Source organism: Acinetobacter sp. V91_7 (genome assembly GCF_031799075.1).
Classification (GTDB): domain Bacteria; phylum Pseudomonadota; class Gammaproteobacteria; order Pseudomonadales; family Moraxellaceae; genus Acinetobacter; species Acinetobacter calcoaceticus.
Map to the genome: position 1 here is coordinate 19,986 of NZ_JAVQNT010000044.1, position 24,234 is coordinate 44,219.

Consider the following 24,234-nt stretch of genomic DNA (forward strand, 5'->3'; position numbering starts at 1 on the left):
ACCCATTGGGGGTGCTCATTAATTCATACAATTTATACTTTAAATTTATATCTATATGATCCAATTAAAAGCATATTCGATGCAGACTTAGTAGATAAGTCTAGAGGTGCATTTAATACTAAAAGATTCGCCCTTTGTTCAGTATTAGCAGTCACATTAATCGCAATATTATTGGAAATATTGAAACCAGTTGACTGAGTAATTAGACCATGACCTGAAATATAGTTCGAAATTACTGTACGTTCAGGAACACCTGAAACAGGTAATGTAATTGATAGATTTCCACTTGTAAGAGTTGAGTTAAGTAGAATTGAGAATTCAACAGTAATATATTTACCTTCAATACTGTAATAGCCAACAGAATCTGTAATAGTTACATTAGGATTTATAGCGCCATTAACTAATATCTTTGGAATATACTGAAGTCTTTCATCTGGAAAATTATTATCAGTCGTATTATCACGAATGATAATAGTGCTATTACCAGAAATAGGTCCATCAATCCACTTCTTGGAAAAGTCCGATTTTGAGCTAAATGTGTTATCTATGATTTTTAGATTTTCTGGCTGGAGTGTTGCTTGCAGTACACAAGCATTATTCTGTAGATCACCAAAACCTTCAAATATATTATTTAAAACCTTTATATTTTTAGCAACTCCAGTCGTTTTAACCACACCAAAAACTAGATCTTTTGCAGTTGTACCCATAATCAAAAGACCATCCACGTCTGTATATCTATGGACAAATGAAATACCTTTATCACGGGAATTTGCAATATTGTTTTTATCAATAAAATTTGTCCATGTGTTATTAATATCCTTAACATCAATAGCTCTAGGTACTGATACTACTCCCTCGTATGAACTTGATTTAAAACTAGCAATAGCAATATTATTAGAAAAAATTGGCTTAATTAACGTACAATCTTCTGAATAGACAAGTCGACCCGCAATAGTTATCTCATTATGTGAAATCGATAACCCATTAATATAGTCTTTGATAGCATGAGTTCCTGTTACTTTTACAAGAAGTGAGGTGACATCAAAGCGATTGTTGTGAATCTTAAAGTGGCGCATTCCACTCTCTACAGAGTGCATAGCTGGGGTATCACCGGCAACAATCAAATCAGAATCACAAGCAATCTCAAGAAAGCCATTTGCTCCACCCATTCCAGCTCCACCATTTCTAAAAGTAAATCCTCGACCTGAAACACGAGCAAATGAGTTGTACCAAGAAACATCACAGTCATCAAAAACTGCATCAATATCAAGATACTTATAAGATATTTTAAACCGAAATATATATGGAATTGCTGGATTGTTTAAATCCGGATAAACAGCTTTTAGTGAGCCATTGAATCTTATTGAACGATATCTTGTATATTCAGAAAGAACTTCAATTCCATTTCCAGTAGGGTCAAACCATAGATTAGTTGAAGAGCCATCCCCATACATTTCAAATCCGAAGCCACTATTAGGGGCTAATATTGTTAAACTTGATAATCTAAAATTTCCACTTGGGATATACATAAATCGCTTACCACCTTGTCGCATGGTATTTTCATTGGACATGATGTAATCAATACATTTTTGAAAAGAAACCGTATCATCATTACCTATTTGATTTGTAGCATTCCAATTCCCATAAGCGCCAAACATATATACATCTGGCACTACAATATTTTGACGAACCCACCCATTAAAAACTAAACCTCCGTCAGTTATTGCTGATTTTGTTGAATCATAACTGAAATCCCCACCTCCTTTTCCTTTACCAATATGGTAGGACTTCACATAAACAGTTTGACTATTTATAGGATTTTGAATATTCAATAAGTCACTAATACTTTCATATACTTCCATTTTTAGTTTCCTTTATTAATAGAGACAAGTTATTTATTCGAGTAACACATTTTGATTATTCCAATTAAGATGTTTGCAAATATTTCCCTCCAGATTATAGGTAATAAAAAAAGCCCAATGCTTCACAAAGGGCTTCCTAAATTTTTCACAAATAGACATTTCATTAATATTATTACTGTTTATCATTTTATATATCTAAAAATATTAAAAAAACAGATTGACATATCATTTACGAATAATAAATTGATACTCTAAATTATTACCGCCAGTTACATCATTTCGAAGCCAGATCCAACCATTGGTATCTATGTATCCCCAAATATTAATTGTATTAAGCACGCCATCTACGTAATAAGCAGTAGATAGTTGTGTAGGCGAACTGGCATTTGTTGATACAGATGATTTTTTATAACCAGCAACTGCAGATTCAAAATAACGGTCATAGGCAGGATTTGTACAAATTGCTTTTTCAATAAAGAACCGGCCACAATCACCAACATAAGCAGATTTTTTATATGTTGTACCCGTGAAAATAACCTTCGAATAAATAGTTCGATCTACCTCACGATAGCCTGTAGACGTATATTCAGACACTAATCGTGAATCAGATAGCTTATATGGAAAATCCTTAAAATAATCGTTAAATGTACAATTTTCAAAGCTTACATTTGGTGAACTAATCCGAGATAAAAACGTATATTTTTCAGCCTCAACTTGTGTTCTATTACTGAATGTTTTTTCCCAATCAAAACCAACGAATTTAATATTTGATTCATAGTCGATTTTTATTTTTGGTACTGTAGTTGAAATATCAGCTGTATTATAACTACGCCCAGTAATTACGACGCCACGGCTATTTGTAAAATAAAATTCCGTTCCTTTGTGGTTCTCAACAGAGGCCAATAACCGTGTTGAGTGAGTTAAGGAACCTTGAATAGCATTAGCACCATCTGGTGATCCGGTACCACAGCCATCAGCATGTACAGATAAATCAGAGTAAGTAAGCGCAGATAGATCAATACCAACTCCCTGAGAGTTCGTAACATACAGATTGCGACCCGTTACTGATGTACCAGATGTAATCCCAATACCAAGCGAAACAGTATTATCCGTTAAGATATTGTTGACTTGGGACATCCAGCAATCAGTTTGAAAATATCCTTTATCACACCCAACTACCCTTAGGTCATTTCGACTTCCATAAATATTTGCTCGTAAATAGAAACCATAACCTGTTCCAGCAACTGAACCATATCGATAAACTGAAATACCTTCGACACGATCATACATACCATATAGATCACCATCTTTTGGGCATACAAAAATAACCGCATCAATATTATCCGTAAGATAGCCACTACCTACATGATTAGTCGTAGTTTTGATGAATTCAGTTGCTCCACGTCCTGCGCCTATTAATTTTGGTACTCGATAGTAGACAGAAGTTCCTTGTGCAGCATGGATTTTAGAAATGATAATAGGATTAGTCGTTCTAAAAGTACCTGTCCCGATTTTAACAGTACGAGGCAAATTAAATGATGCGGCATAATACAACGCCTGATTCATAGCTGCACAAGACCATACAAATGTTGAATCTTGACTCAAACCATAATTCTCAGCATCAATTTCAGAAGTACTGTCAATACGGACCCAACAACCATTTCCTGTATTGGTAGCATTATAGTAAGTATTAAAATTAGCAAAACCTGGTAAAGTTATTAATGGATCAATAGTATATCCACCATCATGCTTACTTTTACTTTCTGTTCCGCTCCATACGAATAAACCGCCACCAGTCCTAGGATTTATTAATCCAGATATTGGGGTATGATAGGATAAAACCCGAACAATCTGTCCATCTTCTCTCGGGACCGCACTAATAAGATCATTAAGTGTATTGACCACCTGAATTGTTTTATCATTAATCTGCTTTTGATTTTCTGAACCATCAATAACGTCAGTTGCATTTACTGTAGCCATTTTATGTACCTTTAAATATCTATGAAAATAAAAAGCACCCTTTATTGGTGCTAATAAGATTAAGCAGTTTGTAAAATTTTCCCTCCATTGATCAGCTTAGTTGTTAGTGGTGCTACTCCGCCAATTGCTGTGCCACCTCGTGTCGGCTGACCTTCAGTCATGCCGTGGTAATTCCACTTTCTTGTGCCCCTATTGGTAGATTTGTTACCATGTCCACCAGTCGGATGCCCGGCCTCAATCTCAACTTCACTATGTGAAAATCAAAGCGCCAATGTTTAGGATAGGTAGAAAATTGCTTTCGAAGCGAATGGCCGTTTCTTTTAATTCTTGATTAAGGGTCTTTTGAGCTTCTAAATAATTTTGCTTGGCTTTGGATAATTACCTATTCTTTGGTTTGGATTTGACTTCTGTCTTTCCTGTGAGCTTAATATATTGCTTCGAGTCCATGCCAACACCTCCACTACGATAAAAAATATTCAGGTTTATTATTAAGCCGAGCAATTAATTTATTATGTTTTTCTAAAGCCATAAAAAAACGCTCATCTAATTGAGCGATCTCTTCTTGAGTTAGTTCTTGTGTTGAACAACTGCCTATATGATTAAGTTCTGCTTGGATCTGTTTAATTTCATTGGTAATTTTTTGAAATCCTGTCATAAATTCTCCAGAAATAAAAACTCCACTCAATCAAGGAATCAAGTGGAGCTAGAATTCATTTCTTAATTTTCAACGAATATTAAACAGCAGGAATCACTTTAATAGTCGTAGGAGTCACTTCATTGCTATTCTGGCATACAAGAGTGAGGTTGAAGTAAACATCTTCAGTGAACGCTGTAATAGTCTGGTTATAACGATGAATTTCAGTTAAACCATCAACTGAGGTAATCACATGCTCAATTTCAGTTGCAGATACATATTTCATTGAATACTTAACAGGTAAGTTTTGTGTATTGAACAAAGTATCTAACAATGAGAAGAAATCATTCATCTCATCGTAAGTATTGTTATAACCAATATCAGAACCGCCTAAATCGTAACTATCAAAAGTGGTTTGTAAACGAACACCACTATGGACATTACCTGTAGCACTTAAAAAGTTCTCAGCCACAACTTCAAGCGTATCGCCAATATTAGCTTTAGTAGCTGCATGGTAACCGTACATGATTATTGGTGCTTCAGGTGTACCAAAATCTAATGGCTCGCCTACTGGAGTTAAAACACCATTTTCATATGTACAGTTATCCAAATACCAAGCCGATGCTGGAGGATTTGGAAGACTAGTTACACCAATGACAGTAAAACCTGGTAATGCATTAATTGCTTCAACATTACTCAACACTTGGTCATAACTAGTCGAATCGTCAATCCTAACCAGCACTGTATGACCAGCAGGTAAGTTTGTATTTGTTAAAGTTTCAATTGTTGCTTGTTTTGGGGTAGTAACCATGAAGGTTTCCTCATAAAAAAAGCCCTATCATTTATATGTGATAGAGCTGGGTGGTAGAAACTGAAAAATAAAAAGCCCCGCCAATAACTAGTATTTAGCAGGGCTTCGCACCGTAATGCGTCCGGTAATTTAGGCAAATCATATTAATGTCATCACTTCACCTTTATCAGAGCAAAATGAATCATTCCCCCGATCTATTGAACTTCTCATCATTAATAATTAAGTGATGAATTTTTGTTGTTCCAATTAATTGAGTACGAGCCTGTTGTACAAGACTCCTGATAACAAAATCTTCCCCTTATACTCCTTACCATCAGTGTTTGTGACGATAATGTTTTGAAATTCAGATTTTTTCCAAAGGATAGCTAATGGTTTTTTCATGTGAATAGCCTTTAAAATTAAAGAAATTTTAATTTAACAAGCCATCAAAACTTAATACTGTTTTCTGTTGACAGTTCAAAAGCAATAAAATCAATTTTAATCAATAAAAAAAGCCCACTAATAAGTGAGCTTTAAAATATCTTTGGTGTTCGACCATAACTTCGTCCCACCTTAACATAAATTTATACTAACTGTGCTGCATTGTCAATATTGCAACACCTCTATTTTTCCATCTAAATATGCAAGGCCTTTATCAATTTCTGAACGGACTTTTGCTTTACTGCATTTATGAACATTGGCAATTGTTAGATAAGACCAATTATTTTCATAATAAAGTATTAAAAACCAAGATCTTTCTTGCAAAAAATCTCTTTTATCACTATGCATTTTTGCCAATAGTTTACCTACCTCAACTGCTTCAAAATCTTCAATAACGCAAGGGATAGAAACCTTACTTGCCCTGATTCTAGTTGTGTCATTTTGGTCAATTAATATAGCTAAAGGATTTGCTGAAACTTTAAATTTCGTAGATCTTACCCACAAACCATATTGTTCAAGCCACTGATGAGCGGAACGTTTAGACCAGTCCATTATCTTATTATTTACTTTTGCATTCATCTTTAAATTCCCTCACATCAATATTGTGTACTGTTTTCATAAGGTGTTTTTTGTTTCGATAACTTGCTAGCTTACGTGTTGCTGCTGACTTCACATTCTCAACTACAGAAACACCAGTAGCAGTAAAGTAAGTGAAATCAGCAAAGTATCTAAGTGCAGGTTTAGTTCTTTTCTCTCCTTCAATTTTTGTTTTGGGCGCTAACTCGAATTTTGTATAGTGCTGCAAATCTTTAATTCCACCCGTTGTTGAGCCTTGAGTTGGATATAGCGCTTGTATTCCTTTGTGCTATCAAAAGTCATCCCATCTAATTTAATTTTTGAAGCATTAAATTTATTAGGACCCATTTTAGATTTTTCAGGCTTTGGACACTTTAACTTTAAGTGATATTCAGCAAGGCTCATGGATGTCATTCCTCAATAGCCTCCTTACTTGAATGCCACCAAAGCACTACAACACCACAGATAACCCCTGTTACAATTGAAATGAGCATTGCCCACGCTAAAATCTCAAATTTATTCATGTTATTTCTCCATTACGATTTGATTGGAATCCAACTTGCTTAAGGTATGGCATCAATTTTTGTTGTTGCTCGAGATCAGCAAGTTTTACGGCAATACGAGCAGCTAGTTGTTCATAGCTTTCATTACTTTCCGCATATCTGCTTGCAAACTCTGGATGTACAGAAAGTTTTTGAGCAAATGCGTAAATTTGTTTAGAACTGAGTATTTTTAATTCTCCTTTGGTGGTTCGAACTTGTGATTGTGATTCAGTAGTTGTTTTTTTTGCTTGTTCACGAACTTGGTACTTACAAAATGCGTTGATTAACCAATCTGCAAAGTGGTAAAGCATGAGTTCATCACAAAGATTCTTTTCAGCGTTGTAGAGTTCAAATGCTCGTAAGTTTCCTCATCAGTTGCCAAAAGAATTTCTTCACGAAGTTTTTTCAAATTCAGCCATATTTTTTTATTTTTAGATTCTTCTAATAGTTTCTTTGGTAGATTCCGTGTCCCAACGTTGGGACTCTTTGCTGGAATTGTTGGAACTCTTTGCTGGAATTGTTGGAACTGTTCCGTTGTCGGAACTGTTCTATTATTGATACTGTTTAAATCATCATTTCCCTTGTCAAAGTGTAGTGTTGATGGAACTGTTTCTCGGCTTTTAACACTAACTAAATGGTAAACTTTAATTTGCTTAGTTTTACCTTCACGCTTACCTGTATCAATAATAAATCCATCCTCAATTAATTCATCTATAATCTTAAGAACTGTTTTTCGATCCATTTCTGTATCTTGGACAAGACGAGCAATGCTTGGATAACAGCAATGATCTTCACCAGCACGGTCAGCCAGTGAAAGAAGAACTAACTTTTTAAATGGCTTCAAAGCACCACTGACTCTTTGTTTTTGGCGTGATTTCCACGCCCAAATCGTTGTATCTAAGCTCATAGACCTTTCCCTAAAAATTTAAATGTGCTTTTAGCCACGATTGAAACTTGTTCAATTCCAATAGTTTTAAGCTGGTCCCCTCGATTGGCCACACCATAAGCCATTCGACCCAATTTGGGTTCAAACGGCCCCCCTTGCTTAAATCGCTCGCAATTGGAATTGGAAACTTCACAACTGCATCCGGTAAACCAGTTCTCGGATGATGGCTGACACTCCTTCTCTTGTTCCAATCCAATGCTTTCGGTGTTGGCCATATATTTACCATCGATTCCAAACAAGGACTTTTTCTGTTCCGCTCCGATGGACAACCCATTATCTTGACATCTGATGCTTTGAGAGTGGGCAACAATCCAGATTCGGTCATAGATATGGATGCTCCAAAGTTAGATGCTGAAAAACGTGTCCAAGGATTGGTGTGTAACGGGTTTCGCCTGTGTAGTTTGTACGAAGCAATACACCTTTTTCTGCCATTTTTCTTCCGGCCACTTAAGAGACCCCAAGTAGAGAGACTGCATTGATTCGTCCACCAATAGTGTTAATAGCTTGTTGAACAACACTCATAAATTAAACCTTATTTAAACCCAACTTACACTTAAATTAAACCACAAGTTAAAAAAGGTTTCAACTCATGTGTACTTCACAAATAGATTCTTTTAAACTAAAATTCAACCAAAGGTTACAAGTAATGATCACGATGAGCACAATGGTTGAACGTATTCAGGATGCCCTAAAAGCAAAGAAGTTATCTTGGTCGAAAGCCGCTACTTTAATTGGTCTTTCTGCTCAGGCTCCAGCAAAGTGGAAAAAGGGACAGATTAGTAAAGAAACCCTAGATAAACTCGCCGCATTACTTGAAGTTGATGCGGGGTGGCTTCTTAATGGGAAAAAGTCTGCAAAGATTGATAACTTCAATATGCAAGAGTTCATGGCAAAGCATGGGCTTACTAAAAAAGAAGATGTATCATTTGATACAGACGACATCATGGATGCAGATGTTGTTGAGTATGAAGTGGCTAACGGTTATGTATGGATAGATGTCGTGGAAGCTAGTTTTTCATGTGGTACTGGGGAATCTATTGAGTTCCATTTTGATGTAATTAACGGGAAGTATCCATTCCCTCCCTCTTTCTTTCATAGGAAAGCTGTAGAACCTAAATACTTAAAGCTAATAAAAGCTAAAGGGGACAGCATGGAAGAGTATATTTTCCATGATGATCTAGTTGGTATTGATATATCGCAAACCGAGATCATTGATGGTGAAATTTATGCTGTCTACTTCGAAGGGGAAGGAATGATTAAGAGAGTTTTCAAAGAAGAAGGGGGAAATTTGGTCCTCCATAGCCTGAATGAAAAATATAGAGATCGTAAAGTAACAGAACAGAACGGCATCAATTTTAAAGTTATGGGCCTTCAAGTTTGGCGTGCAGGATAATTAAACTAATAAAGTAAATCGAACTTTTTCACCGATATTTTATCAACCATTAGCCATTATTCTTCGAGAATTTTTTAATTTTTATGAGTAATTACGAAACATAATGGTAACTAAATAGGGGTAGCTTTGAAGAAAACTTTGTATGCACTATGCTATTTTTAACCTTATTCAATAATTCTTTGAATTAAAGGGTTTTCCTATGCAGTTATCGAATTTCACAGTCACACGTGATGATCATTATACTGTTTCTACAGATCCTTCTAAACTCAACATAGAAGTTATTCATTCATTTTTATATCATTCAAAATGGGCAAAAGGGATTGATTTAGAAACAATGCAAACCGCTATAAAGCATAGTTTATGCTTTGGGTTATATGATCCGAACAACCAACAAATTGGCCTTGCTCGTATCATTACAGACTATGCAACTTTTGCTTATGTAAAAGATGTTTTTGTAATCGATGAGTTTCAAAAAATGGGGTTAGGACGCTGGTTAATGGAGTGTTGCGTAGAACACTTAGAGTCTCTTAAACTCCGCAGAATTATGTTACTTACGAGTACAGCCTCAGGTCTCTATAAAAAAATAGGCTTTACCCCACTGAATCAAGAAAATTTTGTATGGCAACTTTTGCCCACTAATACAAAGGCAGTTTCAAATTAAATTACCGATTTACTTCACTGTTTTTAGTTTAAGAAATACATCAACTTATAATTATTAATATGCTTTTGCTAGCAATAAAGCATGAAGTTATTACAAGCTAAGGAAATTCTGGTACATTAGCCGCTTAGATAGCGGCTTTATTTTTGCCTAAGATTTTTGGTGAGAGACTAAAAACGGGTAATTAAACAGGTGAAAAAATCAAACAGCTATTTAAATAAATATCATATATCAAGAGGTTAGACTCAAAATGCTTCTAATGATCGACAATTACGACTCTTTTACCTACAACATCGTCCAGTACTTTGGCGAGTTGGATCAGGAAGTAAAAGTTGTTCGCAATGATCAAGTCACATTAGAGGATATTGAACGATGGCAACCTAAATATCTGGTTATTGGTCCTGGCCCTTGCTCTCCAAGTGAAGCAGGTATTTCTATTCCGGCAATTAATCACTTTGCCGGAAAAATTCCTTTGCTTGGCGTGTGTTTAGGGCATCAAAGTATTGGGCAAGCTTTTGGCGGAAACATTGTAAGAGCCAAAACGGTGATGCACGGACGTTTATCTGATATGTACCATAGCAATAAAGGTATTTTCAGTAATCTCCCTAGCCCATTCTCGGCAACCCGTTATCACTCATTGGTGATCGATCAGCAAACACTGCCTGATTGCCTTGAAGTAACGTGCTGGACCAATGAAGCAGATGGCTCAATGGAAGAAATTATGGGTGTCAAACATAAGACATTGCCTGTTGAAGGTGTGCAGTTCCATCCAGAATCAATCTTGAGCCAACATGGTCATCAAATCTTTAAAAACTTTTTAGATATTTATGCATAATTCAGCTTCAAATAAGTCATTTTAAAAATGACTAGATTTGATAAGTAACCTGAATAAAAAAGCCAACTATGATCAGTTGGCTTTTTTATGGTTGCATCAATTACAACTTTAACTGTTGCACAATTGATCCATCTTGTTTTGCAACCAAAGATTCGCAGAGTTGAATACGCTCTTTGGTCTGTTTCAATCCTCTTTCAACCCCGACCAATTCTTTAGTTCGTGGTGCAAAAAAGTCATTTAACTGTACTGCCTGTTGTTGGGTACAGGCTGTCCCACTAAACATTGCAGGAAAACGCCCAGCCGAAGATTTACCTAAACGATCAAACACGGCGTCATGATTTACTTTAAACCAAGACCATAAACCACCTTGCTCACCTCCATAATTATTGATTGAGTTAACTACGGTACGAACTTCCCCGACTTTAACACGCGGGTTTAAAATCAACTGACGTGCTTGTTGGCGTGTTGCTTCTTGATTTGCCGAACCTAGGGCTGTAAGAATCGCAAGACGTTGTGTCGGTTGAGTCACGCGTTGTAGTTCTCCAGATAAACGATCAAAAGCAGGCTGGCCTTTTTCTTGTACACGTACAGCTAAAATGGTTGGTAATAATTCAGGTGTTACTTGCGCAAAGTTAAGTTGCTTTTGAGCAAATAGAGCATCTGACTGTTTTAACAGTTGTGTACGAACTTCAGGAACTTGAATATCCAAAGCAAGAAACTTAACCAACTCACTACGCCATAAACTGTCTTCGGCTGATTCACCTGTTTTGTTTACATAACCTAACTGATTTAATTTAGGTAAATATAAATTAGCCAAGACTTTTCTAAAATGTTCACGTTCAACTTCTGTTTTCAATACATGACGATGAATGGTACTTAACTGGGAAAACAATGCTGTACTAATTTGTCGGCTATTTGAATTGGCAAATTTCTTCGCAGCATCTACTACAGCCAATAAATTAATATCACCGTGGTTAAAAGCAGCTGAGATTGCATAGGCATAGGCCAACTGTTCACTGTTAGAAAGCTTTTCTGTAGCGGCATTCAGACGAGCAAACTCTTTTTGTGGCAAACTAAATTGGTAATATCCTGCCGCATCTGCATTTGGAATATACCAACTGCCAAGGCTAGCACCTTTGAGTTCAATCTTGGCTTCTGCTTTGTCTACCAGTTCACACTGAACTTTACTGCCTGCATTTGGAACTTCATAACGTACACATAATGGTACTCCCCACAGGCTTCTCGCATCTCCTTTTGAGCCCACAGGTAAATAACGGGTTTGCTTCACATTTAAAAAAACTTTATTGCCTTCTTGCTGTAATGAGGTGTTGATTAAAGGCACACCCGGTTGATCAAGAAAACTTTTCATCGCTCTAGTAAAACGCTCACCTTGCCCAGACTGCTCTGCTAAAGCGCTAATTAAATCATTGGCTGTCGCATTACTATATTGGTGCTTATTAATATAATTGCGCACACCTTGTTTGAATTTTTCTTCGCCTAAATAGCTTTCAAACATATTTAAAACAGCAGCCCCTTTTTGATACGTGATGCCATCAAAAGCAGTTTGAATATCGGCATTGCTTAAAATAGGCTGACGAATACGACGTACACTCACCAAACTATCACTTTTCATCGCATCTGCAGTGTCTGTAATACGTTCTAGGTCAGCATTAAATTCGGGATGTAATTTTTGAGTAATTTTACTTTGCATCCATGTAGCAAAAGATTCATTGAGCCACAGATCATCCCACCACGGCATCGTGACGACATCACCAAACCATTGATGCGCCAGCTCATGTGCATTGACATTAAATGAATTCTGCACAAAAGAGACTGGCGAATCCTTATCGAGCAACATTAGATAGTCTCTGAAAGTAATTAGCCCTGGGTTTTCCATGGCCCCAGCAGCAAAGTCTGGCGCAGCAAGTAAATCGAGCTTGTCAAATGGATAACCAAAGGCAAAATAATCTTCTAAAGTTTTTAAAATGGCTGGTGTTTCAGATAAGGCATGCTGCATTTTTTCAGCTTTAGCATCAGGCGCAATACCACGTAACTGGATAGGCTGCTTACGCCATGAAGTTGCTCCAATATCTAGCCCTTTTTGTAATTGCCAAGGTCCAACAGCCAAAGCAAGTAAATAAGTTGGTAGTGGTTTGGTTTGTGCAAAACTTAGGGTTTTCCAACCCGACTTCTCTGCTTGCTCAGATGTTTGTTGGGTATTTGCAAAACCTGAATATTTGCTTGGAATCGTCAAACGAATATTAAACGGCGTTTTAAAACGTGGCTCATCAAATGACGGAAATGACTGGCGTGCACTAATTGCTTCCATTTGAGTCATGACATAAGGTTTACCCTCAAACTCAATTTTATAAATACCATCGAGCTGCTGGTCATACGCCGCATTAAAATCTAGAACGAGTTGATACTGACCTGCGGGCAAAGTCTTGGCAAATTTAATTTTACTCACTCCATCTACCTCAGAGGCTTGCTCATATTTTGCCTTGGTTTTAGTACCCTCTGCCGATGTGATATTCACATCTTTCACCGTTAAAGATTTACCATGAATCCAAATATGATCTGTGGCTTGAGCCAGCTTTAAATGAATGGTGGTTTTACCGGTATAGCCTTTCTGTGCAGGATCAATTTTAAAATCTAAATCATAAGATTCTGGTACGACCCACTCGGGTAATTTACCAATCGGGATTTGTTCACTGTTATTCGATGCAAAAATCTGTGTTGCTGATAAAGATAATAATGTTGTAAGTAGCAATCTTTTTTTAAATGAAGGCTTGACCAGCATAAGGGGTTTTATCCTCTGTAGTTTTAAATAAAAAGATGCAGCAAATGCTGTACCACTTCACTGCATCCACATATCATTCTTAGAATTTATAGTTAAACTCCAACCAACCTTGACGGCCGAATGGTGAATATGATCCTACTGGATAATACGGCCAACCGCCCGTGTCATCTCGTTTCACCTTGTCAAACAAGTTATTAATAATGATTGAAGCAGAAGCTTTTGGAGAGATTTGATAAGTACCACTCCAGTTCACTAAATAAGTTGGGCTTAGATAGACAGTCTGGTCGCCGTTTGGAATCTTGCCATAACGATTAACTAACACTGTTGATGCCCAATCACCAAAGCTCCAACTTAGACTAGTATTAAAACGGTCACGCCAATCAGGAATGGTTAAATCTTTTAAATAGTCATCTTTCTCGCTATCTTTTGATTGTTGATATTCATGTTCTAATACACGGCTATAATTTACCGTCCAGAGAAAGTTACCAAAGCTCTCTGTTTTCCAGCGCCATCTGCTGGTGAAATCAATCCCACGAGTATGGTCTGACGCAGCATTAATCGGCACAATATTAATATTCTTAATCACATTTGGATCGACAACTGCATTTGCAGGGTTACGTTCTACGCGTGCCAATGCATCGATACAAGCCGCAGAGTTAATATCTTGGTTGCCTAATCGACAATCTGCCTCTAAGCGTAGAATTTTATCTTCACTTAAGTTCGTCACAAGATTATCAATTTTGATATCCCAGTAATCGACGCTGATATCAAATTTATTGGTTGGTGACCAAACAAAGCCTGCACCATAAGATTTACCCTCTTCAGGTTTTAATTCTTTGTTTCCAGTTAAAGTGTAGTTTGCCCCAGGCGAGTAATCTTTAAAGCTACATTTATCTAAAGGTTGTCCCGTTTGGCTACAACGTAAATAATCTGTGGTGCTTGGAAAATAACCTTTTTGTTTATTTAAAAACAGATAATTCATATCTGGTGCACGAAAGCTGGTCGCGTAGTTACCTCGCACCAATAAAGTCGGATGTGGTCTAAACTCTAGACCTGAACCGAAAGTCAGCTTATCAATACTGTTATCTGACAAAGCATAACGGTCATAACGTCCAGACAGCGTTAAATTTAATGGTTTTGCTAAAGGTAAGAATAATTCCGCACCAAGTGCTTGGCGGGTACGTGTACCGCCATATTCGCCACTAGAACTCGCATTATAAAACTCACCATTTTCAAGTGCCTGATCTGGCTTAATCGAAAAGCCTTGACGCCCAATTTCAGCCACAGCCGCAAGTTTGGCAGTTCCCGCAGGTAACTTAAATACGTCACCATTCGCGCTTAAGGTTAAACTTTGTGCCCACGACTTATCTTTTTCTTTTGTGGTTCCCGAAATACTTTCAAATTCACTTGCTGTTAGTGGTCGACTTAAACGATCTAAATGAGGTGAATAAATAGGAATACCATCTGCATCTGTACCAAGTTGCTTATCCAAGAAATATTCATCAACATTCGCACGTAATAAGCCTTGGCGGCTTAGCTGACTGGTGTAAATGGAACCATTATAGGCTGCCTCATAACGCCAACTAGTTTCTCCAATGTCACCTCGAATTCCAAAATTTAAGTTAGAAGAAAGTTCTTTCCACTTTTTATTTACGCGTTCTACCTCACCTAATTCTTCAGGTGCAAAACGTCGATTCCAAATTTCATAATTTCCCGAATCTTGATTTAGGAAATAACCACTCGATGCGCCTAAAGAGGTCCATGTCGGACCACGGGTATTATTTTCGATTTGGTTAGCACCAATCAAAATATCTGCAAACAATTGAGTTTTATCATTTAACTCGTAATCCAAACCGAGATAACCATTTTGACTACGGTTTTGGGTTTGAACAGTCCAATAGGTTGGTCGCGCTAAACCACTGGCACAATTGTCTGCACCAGCTTGTCCTATATTATTTACTGATCCCTTAAATAAACCATTAAAAGCCTGACACCCACCAATTGAAAGATATTTACCAGTATTGGCATCTTTACGACCAACAATAGTATCTGGTTTCTCTCCCAAACGAGTTCGGCTCGACATAAAATTTCGATCGGCTGCCCATATCGGTTCACGGCCACTGAGTTCAACCCCATAAACAAGACTGAGCTTGTCTAAAGTTTTACTGCCACTCAGTTGTAAACGTAAATTCTCACCACCTTCTTTAGTTCCGCCTGCCTTAATATTAAATTGAGTACCGTCAGTTTTCTTTTTCAGAATGATATTCACGACACCTGCAATTGCATCTGAACCATAAATAGCAGAGGCGCCACCGTTTAATATTTCAATACGATCAATAATGGCAGTTGGAATATTGGCTAAATTAACGAAATTGACAGACCCATCGTACGGTACAGGATAATCTGCAACCCGATGTCCATTAATCAAAGTCAAGGTGTGATTTGGTCCTAAGCCTCGTAAACTAATAGCATTAGCCGCAGGCGTAAAAGTATTTCCATAATCGGCACCTTGTACAAAACCCGTGTTCTGCGTCAGGTTATTAAGCGCATCAAATGCATTACTAAAACCTTGTTTTTCAATATCGGCTGCGGTAATTACGGTTACACTGGTCGGGCCATCTTTTTGTGCTTTTGAAATCCTCGAACCTGTCACAGCAACACGTATTACTTTATCTGTTTTAGCTTGCTTTTGTGGTTGCTCTACAGCTTCTTTGGCATAACTTTCTAATGGATGAAATAGTGCAACAAATACAAAAACAAATGAGTGCTTATTTTTTAAAGCTACTCGATATTTCAAGTTGTTTAAATACATATTTATTAATGGACAAAATAAAGATCGCCCTAATATATCCACTTTTATTTGGTTGATTTATACGCATTTTTCCTAGATATATTTATGTTTAAGATATACCAAATGGTTAATTCTTTATCATAAAAACTCACAATAAACTAAAACCTTTTTCAATGAATAAATTCTGTTTATTAATCAAACTAAAGTAAGAAACGAGCAAATTTTTTAAAACTATGATCGAACAACAAAAATCTTTGATTATTTTCTGCTAACATAGCTCTCCGTAGCTAGTGAATCATGGAACGCAACAAGCCGAACCTTCCATTCTTGATCAACTTCACCTAAAAATTTTAATCATTAATGCTGTAAATCATGACTATGAATATCCAACAGGCGCTCAACCACATTACCAAAAACATTCATTTGACTCAGCCTCAAATGGAAGACATCATGCGCAGCATCATGCAAGGTGAGGCAACCGAAGCACAAATTGGTGCTTTAATGATGGGCTTACGCATGAAAGGTGAAAGCATTGACGAAATGACGGCTGCTGCACGTGTCATGCGTGAATTTGCGATCAAGATCGATGTTAGCGATATCAAACATTTAGTTGATATTGTGGGAACTGGCGGCGATGGACAAAATTTATTTAACGTCTCTACAGCATCTAGCTTTGTGATTGCAGCAGCAGGAGCAACTATTGCCAAACACGGTAACCGTGGCGTTTCAAGTAAATCAGGTTCATCAGACCTACTTGAGCAAGCGGGTATTCATCTTGATTTAGATATGCAACAAACTGAACGCTGCATCCGTGAAATGGGTGTAGGTTTCTTGTTTGCACCAAACCATCATAAAGCGATGAAATATGCTGCTGGCCCACGCCGTGAACTTGGTATTCGTAGTATTTTCAATTTACTTGGCCCACTGACTAATCCGGCTGGTGTAAAACGCTTTGTAATTGGTGTGTTTTCAGATGAGCTTTGCCGTCCAATTGCCGAAGTAATGAAGCAACTTGGTGCTGAACATGTGATGGTGGTTCATTCAAAAGATGGTCTTGATGAAATTAGTCTGGCAGCTCCAACTGCTGTTGCCGAACTCAAAGATGGTGAAGTTACTGAGTGGATACTTAATCCTGAAGATGTCGGAATTGAATCACAAACCTTAAGTGGTTTAGTTGTTGCTGATGCAGCGGCGAGTCTAAAGTTAATTAAAGATGCTTTAAGCAAAAATAAATCCGATATTGGTGAAAAAGCAGCAAACATGATTGCGCTTAATGCAGGCGCTGGTATCTACGTAGCAGGCATTACCAAAACCTATGCTCAAGCTGTTACATTCGCTCAAGATATTATCTATGGCGGACAAGCATTAGAGAAAATGAGTGTTTTGGCTGAATTTACCAAAACATTAAAACAATGTCAGGCAGATTAAGGACTTCTCATGATTAATATTCAAAATACCATTTTAGGTAAAATTGTTGACCGTAAACATGAGGAACTTGCTGCACGTTTAAAACAACGTAATTTGCAAGATGTTGAAGAACTAGCGAAAGCTGCAACTCCGGTACGAGGCTTTGCAAAAGCTTTACAACACAAACGCCCTGCCGTAATTGCTGAAATTAAAAAAGCTTCTCCGTCAAAAGGCATTATTCGTGCAGATTTTAATCCTGCTGAAATTGCCGAGCAGTACGAACAAGCTGGAGCAGCATGTTTATCCGTTTTAACTGATGTTGATTTTTTTCAGGGTGCGGATGAAAATATTGCCATTGCACGAAGCCACTGTGCTTTACCTGCTTTACGTAAAGACTTTCTGATTGATCCATATAATGTAGTTGAAGCACGTGCATTACATGCTGACTGTATTTTATTGATTGTTGCATCTTTGTCAGATCAACAACTTGAAGAAATGTCTAAAACTGCTTTTGAACATCAGCTTGATGTATTGGTTGAAGTTCACGACGAAGAAGAACTGGAACGTGCTTTAAAGTTGTCTGAGCAATGTGTATTAGGTGTGAATAACCGTAATTTAAAAACCTTTGATGTAGATTTAAATACCTCAATTCGTTTGAAAAATTTGCTTCCATCATCACGTTTACTTGTGACTGAAAGTGGTATTGCCACTCCAGATGATGTTCGTATGATGCAAGAAAATGATATTCACACTTTCTTGGTTGGCGAAAGTTTTATGAAACAACCAAGACCAGATCAAGCCTTTACCGCCCTTTTTGGACAACCCCAAACGGTTTAATAGAAGATATATGAGTAATAAAGATTCATCGCTTTCTAAAGAGCAACAAAAGTTACTGAAGCAATTTAAAAAGCAAATCTCCAATCCTCATTCAAGCAAAATCGCAAGTCAGTCTGAGGCCCCAAAACCTCAGGCTGAGTCTGAAGAATTGGAAGATGCAAACCTGTTTCAAAGTGCTCTAGCAGGTGTTAAGCCCATCAACAATAGTAATATTGCTGATGTAAGAACGCCTCGCACAAAAAAAATTGATGCTCAAACACTCGCTAAACGTGCAGCTGCCGAAGGTGGTCGTGAAACTGAACATGCCGAGTTATCAGACACTCAAGCCGCTCTAAACCCTGTAGCAAGTCAAGCAACGCTAAGCTATCGCATTGCCACACTTCAGCATAAAGTTTTCGAAGACTTAAAAGCTGGAAGAATGCGCTGGTTTGAAGCGGTAGATTTACACGGATGTACGATTGAGCAAGCACGTGACGCAGTTTTACAAGTTATCCAGATGGCAAAAGATGAAAATCAAAATGTTGTCAAAATTGTACATGGTAAAGGCCCTGAAGCTGTTTTAAAAACCTATGTCAACGGATGGCTACGTCAGCACCGCGATGTTTTAGCTTTTGTAAGTGCACCTGAAAAACAAGGCGGCACAGGTGCCGTTCTCGTACTGCTTAAACGTGCAGAAAAAAATCCAAAGTTCGAACAAAAGAAATGATCCCAAAAGATCATTTCTTCACATCAAACACCTGCAATAATTGAGCAACCACTGCAACGGCAATCGTTGCAGGTTGTTTCGATGAAATCCCTTCTATCCCTATAGGGCAAACTAAACGTTGTAATGCTTCGGGTGTATAACCGCGCGTCAACATACGTTTCTCAAAAATAGCCCTTTTACTTTTTGAACCAATCATCCCAACATAAGCAAATGGCTTTGGCGCAGGTTTCAAAGCTGCAAAGCACAGTTGCAGATCTAGTTGATGATCATGGGTTAAAATTAAAATTGCACCCGAACGATCAAAATGTTCAATCTCGGCTTCTGGCGTATCTGTCGTTAAACATTGCACCTGTTCCAGTAAGTCCAATGGGAAAATATCATCACGCGGATCAATCCATTTCACACTAACACCAATAGGCAATAAACAACGGACAATTGCTTCACCCACATGCCCCGCGCCACAAATCAGCACTTGCATGGCATAAGGTTGAATCTGCTGGTCAAATTGCCATTGGTCACTGCTGGCAGGCTGAACCTCGAAACATGGTTGCTGTTCCTTGTTCATATCCACAATCTGCCAAATGGATGCATGTTGATGTGAGACTGTACGCCATATACGCTGTCCGGCTCGCCATGCTTGCAAACAATGGGATAAATCTGAGGCAATTAAAGCGGGTGATATTTTTTCAAACAATAACCACATTACTCCGCCACAACACTGTCCCAACCGAGCACTGAGATTAAATCGCTCAACACGCCTCACACAAGTTTCCGTCTCTCTTAACATTGCTTTCGCAATATCAATACCCTGAAACTCTAAATGCCCGCCTCCGATCGTATCCGACTGCTGCCATTGTTGTTGCAAATTAAGCCGCAATAACATTGTTGCACCAACTTCTCGTGGTGTTGACCCATCAGCGCGTACCACTGTGACCAATACCATAGGCACAGCATCGGCTTGCCACGCCACAAAATCAGTCCACCATTGTAAATGTTGCATAATCTTCTATATTTTAGCTTGTGGGCGGTCAGCCAAAGTTTGTCCCCGTCCAATAGCAATTGCACGTAAAATTTCTTCGGCAGTTGCCGGAGCATTGAGTACGAGCGGTGCATTTTCTGGAATAGCCGCCTGTACCGCCTGACGAATTGCAGAAAAAACTGACAATGCCAACATAAATGGAGGTTCACCTACCGCTTTGGAGCGATAAATAGTGTCTGCCTGATTTTGGTTATTAAACAGTTTGACGTTAAAAATATGAGGAATATCAAAACTGGTCGGGATTTTATAAGTTGAAGGTGCATGCGTAAACAAGCGTCCCGCATGTGGTCCTTGGGGCTGCCAATACAACTCTTCTGTGGTGAGCCACCCCATTCCTTGAACAAAGCCACCTTCAATTTGCCCAATATCAATTGCAGGATTAATGGACCGACCAACGTCATGCAAAATGTCAGCACGTAATACTTTCATTTCCCCAGTTAAGGTATCTATTGCGACTTCACTGACTGCTGCACCATAGGCATAATAGAAAAATGGACGCCCTAAATGGTTGACCTGATCGTAGTGAATTTCTGGTGTTTTATAAAAACCACTGTCCCATAGTTGCACCCGCGCCATATATGCCCGTTGAACTAAGTCAGGAAATGTCCATGAATGTCCATTCGCTGTTGAAACCATACTATCTTCAAACTGGACTTGCTCAGCATCACTTTGACTTATTTCTGCTGCAAGTTTTGCCAGACGCTCACGAATTTTAATACAGGCATTTTGCACAGCTTTACCATTTAAATCCGCTCCACTCGATGCTGCGGTTGCCGATGTATTTGGCACACGAGAAGTATCGGTTGCAATTAAGCGAACACTATCGATTGGTAAACCCAACTCATGCGCAGCAACCTGCCGTACTTTGGTATATAACCCCTGTCCCATTTCTGTACCGCCATGCGTAATAGAGACAGTACCATCCATATACACATAGACCAATGCACCTGCCTGATTGTAATGCACGGCGTTAAACGAAATACCGAACATTAATGGTGTTAACGCAATACCACGCTTAATGATGTCATTATTCTGATTAAAGGTATGAATGGTCTGTTTACGTTTCGCATAATCACTACTTTGCAACAATTCGGCCACCAGTCGAGGAGCAACATTATCACGGACTTCTGCCCCATAATGCATACGATCACGTCCGGCACCGGGCTCTTCGGCAAAGAAATTACGCTGCCGAATTTCAACCGGATCACACCGTAAATAACGAGCAATATCATCAATAATATTTTCAATGACAAACATGCCTTGCGGTCCGCCAAAACCACGATATGCCGTATTGGAAACAGTATTGGTTTTACAGCGTAAGTTACGCAACTGAACCGCATTTAAATAATAGGCATTGCCAATATGACAAATAGCGCGTTCATTCACTGGCCCAGAAAGATCAGCCGAAAAACCGCAGTTTGAAGCCAATTGCACCTTTAAGCCTTGCAAAATACCAGTGTCATCAAAAGCCACAGACCACTCATAACCAAAACCGTGACGTTTGCCTGTAGCGCTCATGTCATCATCACGGTCTAAGCGTAATTTACATGGACGGCCTGTTTTTTGTGCTGCCAAAGATGCAATGCATGCCCATTGTGCCGATTGAGATTCTTTACCGCCAAAACCACCCCCCATACGGCGGCTTTCCACACTTACCTGATGCATATTCATGCCTAATGCATGACAAATCAGCAGCTGCATTTCTGTTGGATGTTGTGTCGAGCAATAGACTTTTAACCCATCATTTTCTTGTGGAATAGCATAGGAAATCTGTCCCTCTAGGTAAAAATGCTCTTGCCCACCTAGTTCAATAGCGCCAGAAAGTTGATGTGCTGCATTTTGAAATGCCTGTTCAACTTCACCATGGCTAAATTCAACAGGCGGTAACACCCACGATTCTTTTTCAATCGCATCTTGAATCGTTAAAATCGGAGTCTCGGGCACATACTCTATTTTTGCCAAGCGAACTGCCCGACGGGCTTGCTGATAACTCTCGGCAACAACCACAAACAAGGCTTGTCCATAAAATTCGACCTGTTCCTCAGCAAAAATCGGGTCATCTTTAACAATTGGTCCCCAGTTATTTTCAACCTCAATATCCTTTGCTGAAAAAACTGCATGGACACCATCAGCCTGACGTACTACATCCAAATCAAACTTACTGATTTTACCTTTGGCACAACTCGAAAAACCGACCGCCAGATGCAATGTATTTTCAAGTTCAGGTAAATCGTCGATATAGGTTGCCTGCCCAGTCACATGTAAATGTGCACTTTCGTGTGGAATGGAGTCGCCTGCTTTAGCCGATTTTTTAGAAACACTTAAGTTAATGGTTTGATTCATGTTAGATCTCCACCATAGCAATCAAGTCATTCACACGAGTGATCGTTTGAGACAGGATTTTTTCTACATAAAACCGCTGTAAACAGTTTTTCGCGACTTGTAAACGATATGCCGAGCTAGCCCGTCCATCATCTAGAGGCTGATAGTCTTGCGATAATGCCTCTTGAGCCTTAGCTATCAATTCTGTTGTAAGTTGCTGACCTTCCAATATGGCTTCTGCATATTTTGCACGTTTGGGAATAGCAGCCATTCCACCAAAAGCAATTCTTACATTGTGAGCGACGTAATGAGTATCTAACTCGCATGAAATAGCCGTACATACCGCAGAAATATCTTGCTCAAAACGTTTGGCAATTTTATAGCTGGCAAATTTAAAGCGCGTCTGCCCTTCACGAAGTGGAATAATAATCGCCTCAACAAACTCACCAAGCTGTAATGCTGTTTTTTGATAATCTAGATAAAAGTCTTCCAAGGCGATTTCACGCGTCTGTTCACCTACACGCAAAATCAATCGTGTACCTAGCGTAATTAATGCCGGCATTGAGTCACCAATAGGCGAACCATTGGCAATATTTCCACCTAGCGTTCCCGCATTTTTAATAGGCATAGAAGCAAAACGGCGCTGTAATTCTTGAAAGTCAGGATAAAAATCTGAAATTTTTATGAGTGCATCACTCAAACTTACATTTGCCCCAATCGTTAAAGCGTGGTCGGTAACTACAATCTTTTTCAGCTCTTCAACCTGACCGATATAAAGCATATCGCCTAAATCACGGCCCTGCTTGGTTACCCACAAACCGACATCTGTGCTACCAGCGACAATGCACGCTTGTGGCAATTGCAAACGTAAAGCGGCAAAATCCTGCAAAGTCTTTGGTGCAAAAAATTGCTGACCATGATCATTCAAATGCAATGCAGGTAATGCTTTGATCTCTTTTAATACATCAAGTACCTTTTGACGTTCTAATACAACACGTGGATAGTCATAAGCTTTTTGTGCTGCATCTAAAATAGGGCGATAACCTGTACAACGACACAAGTTTCCAGAAAGATAATCGCTGATTTGATCTTTGCTTGGAGAATGTTGTTCATTTTCATACATTGACCATAACGACATGATAAAACCGGGTGTACAAAAACCGCATTGTGAACCATGCAAATCGACCATCGCCTGTTGTACCGGATGAAGTGTCCCATCCTGTGTAGGCAATAACGTATGCAGATCTTCTACTGTAAATAGGGCTTTACCATCTAAAGTCGGTAAAAACTGAATACAGGCATTCACACTTCGTAATTTCAAGCTGTCATTGACCAACTCACCAATCACGACTGTACATGCACCACAATCGCCCTCAGCACAGCCCTCTTTTGTACCGGTCTGCCTAGTCTTACCAGTTTGGGTATATTCTCGCAGAAATTGTAAAACCGTCATGGTAGGTAATACATTTTCCACTTGCTGCTGACCACCACGGAAAAAAAAGGTGATTGGACGTTCTGACATGTTTTATCCTTATGCTCTATAACACTGCATCTGTGCAAATATGATGCCACTAGGCGATCATTTAGAACTTACCAACATTAAATGCATATTTCATGTTCAAACTCTTGACTATTAACGATAAAAAACATGAAATTTATTCATCTTTTATTAAAC

The 24,234-nt window shown here is 38.5% G+C and carries 19 protein-coding genes and 3 pseudogenes; 6 read left to right on the forward strand and 16 right to left on the reverse strand.

Annotated elements, in window-relative coordinates; translation table 11 throughout:
• Nucleotides 1-32: 32 nt before the first annotated feature.
• From RMB03_RS18255 to RMB03_RS18305, 11 genes and pseudogenes are all read right to left on the reverse strand, one after another.
• Complete coding sequence (locus RMB03_RS18255; RefSeq protein ID WP_311077186.1) at nucleotides 33-1,862, reverse strand: hypothetical protein; 1,830 nt, start codon at nucleotides 1,860-1,862, stop codon at nucleotides 33-35.
• 225 nt (nucleotides 1,863-2,087) lie between these two features.
• A complete protein-coding gene (locus RMB03_RS18260) occupies nucleotides 2,088-3,842 on the reverse strand; it encodes a hypothetical protein (protein WP_311077187.1) in 1,755 nt (584 codons plus the stop codon).
• A gap of 235 nt (nucleotides 3,843-4,077) precedes the next feature.
• A pseudogene (locus RMB03_RS18265) lies at nucleotides 4,078-4,289 on the reverse strand (hypothetical protein); the annotation flags it as partial.
• A 13-nt stretch (nucleotides 4,290-4,302) separates the two neighbouring features.
• Nucleotides 4,303-4,497, reverse strand: coding sequence for a hypothetical protein (locus tag RMB03_RS18270; protein WP_311077188.1), 195 nt, complete (start codon nucleotides 4,495-4,497; stop codon nucleotides 4,303-4,305).
• Nucleotides 4,498-4,576: 79 nt separating this feature from the next.
• On the reverse strand, nucleotides 4,577-5,287 hold the full coding sequence (locus RMB03_RS18275; protein WP_311077189.1) for a hypothetical protein: 711 nt from the start codon (nucleotides 5,285-5,287) through the stop codon (nucleotides 4,577-4,579).
• A gap of 585 nt (nucleotides 5,288-5,872) precedes the next feature.
• On the reverse strand, nucleotides 5,873-6,286 hold the full coding sequence (locus RMB03_RS18280) for an antiterminator Q family protein (RefSeq protein WP_311077190.1): 414 nt from the start codon (nucleotides 6,284-6,286) through the stop codon (nucleotides 5,873-5,875).
• A pseudogene (locus tag RMB03_RS18285) lies at nucleotides 6,267-6,697 on the reverse strand (DUF1064 domain-containing protein). The gene RMB03_RS18280 and the pseudogene RMB03_RS18285 overlap by 20 nt, the downstream one beginning before the upstream one ends.
• On the reverse strand, nucleotides 6,694-6,807 hold the full coding sequence (locus RMB03_RS18290; protein WP_311077191.1) for a putative phage replication protein: 114 nt from the start codon (nucleotides 6,805-6,807) through the stop codon (nucleotides 6,694-6,696). Before RMB03_RS18290 ends, RMB03_RS18285 begins: the two are co-directional and overlap by 4 nt.
• Nucleotides 6,804-7,732: pseudogene (locus RMB03_RS18295) on the reverse strand (helix-turn-helix domain-containing protein). The gene RMB03_RS18290 and the pseudogene RMB03_RS18295 overlap by 4 nt, the downstream one beginning before the upstream one ends.
• A 10-nt stretch (nucleotides 7,733-7,742) precedes the next feature.
• The gene (locus RMB03_RS18300) at nucleotides 7,743-7,997 is read right to left on the reverse strand and encodes a hypothetical protein (protein ID WP_311077192.1); all 255 of its coding nucleotides are present in this window, start codon (nucleotides 7,995-7,997) and stop codon (nucleotides 7,743-7,745) included.
• Between the two features lie 95 nt (nucleotides 7,998-8,092).
• A complete protein-coding gene (locus RMB03_RS18305) occupies nucleotides 8,093-8,218 on the reverse strand; it encodes a hypothetical protein (protein WP_311077193.1) in 126 nt (41 codons plus the stop codon).
• A gap of 199 nt (nucleotides 8,219-8,417) precedes the next feature.
• Here RMB03_RS18305 and RMB03_RS18310 point away from each other — a divergent pair, with 199 nt between their 5' ends.
• The 3 genes from RMB03_RS18310 (at nucleotide 8,418) to RMB03_RS18320 (ending at nucleotide 10,657) form a co-directional block, all read left to right on the forward strand.
• Entirely contained in the window at nucleotides 8,418-9,164 is a 747-nt protein-coding gene (locus tag RMB03_RS18310; RefSeq protein WP_311077311.1) for a LexA family transcriptional regulator, read from the forward strand.
• A 199-nt stretch (nucleotides 9,165-9,363) separates the two neighbouring features.
• A complete protein-coding gene (locus tag RMB03_RS18315; protein ID WP_311077194.1) occupies nucleotides 9,364-9,825 on the forward strand; it encodes a GNAT family N-acetyltransferase in 462 nt (153 codons plus the stop codon).
• A 247-nt stretch (nucleotides 9,826-10,072) separates the two neighbouring features.
• The gene (locus RMB03_RS18320) at nucleotides 10,073-10,657 is read left to right on the forward strand and encodes an aminodeoxychorismate/anthranilate synthase component II (RefSeq protein WP_003650566.1); all 585 of its coding nucleotides are present in this window, start codon (nucleotides 10,073-10,075) and stop codon (nucleotides 10,655-10,657) included.
• Nucleotides 10,658-10,757: 100 nt separating this feature from the next.
• Here RMB03_RS18320 and RMB03_RS18325 read toward each other — a convergent pair whose 3' ends face one another.
• Entirely contained in the window at nucleotides 10,758-13,469 is a 2,712-nt protein-coding gene (locus tag RMB03_RS18325; protein ID WP_311077312.1) for a M1 family metallopeptidase, read from the reverse strand.
• Between the two features lie 67 nt (nucleotides 13,470-13,536).
• On the reverse strand, nucleotides 13,537-16,269 hold the full coding sequence (locus RMB03_RS18330; protein ID WP_311077195.1) for a TonB-dependent receptor: 2,733 nt from the start codon (nucleotides 16,267-16,269) through the stop codon (nucleotides 13,537-13,539).
• Between the two features lie 357 nt (nucleotides 16,270-16,626).
• Between RMB03_RS18330 and trpD the strand changes: the two genes are divergently transcribed.
• Genes trpD through RMB03_RS18345 form a run of 3 tightly spaced genes read left to right on the forward strand, consistent with a single transcriptional unit; the run spans nucleotide 16,627 to nucleotide 19,198 of the window.
• Entirely contained in the window at nucleotides 16,627-17,676 is a 1,050-nt protein-coding gene (gene trpD, locus RMB03_RS18335) for an anthranilate phosphoribosyltransferase (RefSeq protein ID WP_311077313.1), read from the forward strand.
• 9 nt (nucleotides 17,677-17,685) lie between these two features.
• Complete coding sequence (trpC, locus tag RMB03_RS18340) at nucleotides 17,686-18,492, forward strand: indole-3-glycerol phosphate synthase TrpC (protein ID WP_017387943.1); 807 nt, start codon at nucleotides 17,686-17,688, stop codon at nucleotides 18,490-18,492.
• A gap of 10 nt (nucleotides 18,493-18,502) precedes the next feature.
• Nucleotides 18,503-19,198, forward strand: a complete 696-nt coding sequence (locus tag RMB03_RS18345) for a Smr/MutS family protein (RefSeq protein ID WP_311077196.1) — start codon at nucleotides 18,503-18,505, stop codon at nucleotides 19,196-19,198.
• 10 nt (nucleotides 19,199-19,208) lie between these two features.
• Here RMB03_RS18345 and xdhC read toward each other — a convergent pair whose 3' ends face one another.
• Genes xdhC through xdhA form a run of 3 tightly spaced genes read right to left on the reverse strand, consistent with a single transcriptional unit; the run spans nucleotide 19,209 to nucleotide 24,081 of the window.
• Entirely contained in the window at nucleotides 19,209-20,198 is a 990-nt protein-coding gene (gene xdhC, locus RMB03_RS18350; protein ID WP_311077197.1) for a xanthine dehydrogenase accessory protein XdhC, read from the reverse strand.
• A 6-nt stretch (nucleotides 20,199-20,204) separates the two neighbouring features.
• Complete coding sequence (gene xdhB / locus RMB03_RS18355) at nucleotides 20,205-22,580, reverse strand: xanthine dehydrogenase molybdopterin binding subunit (protein ID WP_311077198.1); 2,376 nt, start codon at nucleotides 22,578-22,580, stop codon at nucleotides 20,205-20,207.
• Nucleotide 22,581: 1 nt separating this feature from the next.
• Nucleotides 22,582-24,081, reverse strand: coding sequence for a xanthine dehydrogenase small subunit (gene xdhA, locus RMB03_RS18360; RefSeq protein ID WP_311077199.1), 1,500 nt, complete (start codon nucleotides 24,079-24,081; stop codon nucleotides 22,582-22,584).
• Nucleotides 24,082-24,234: the final 153 nt, after the last annotated feature.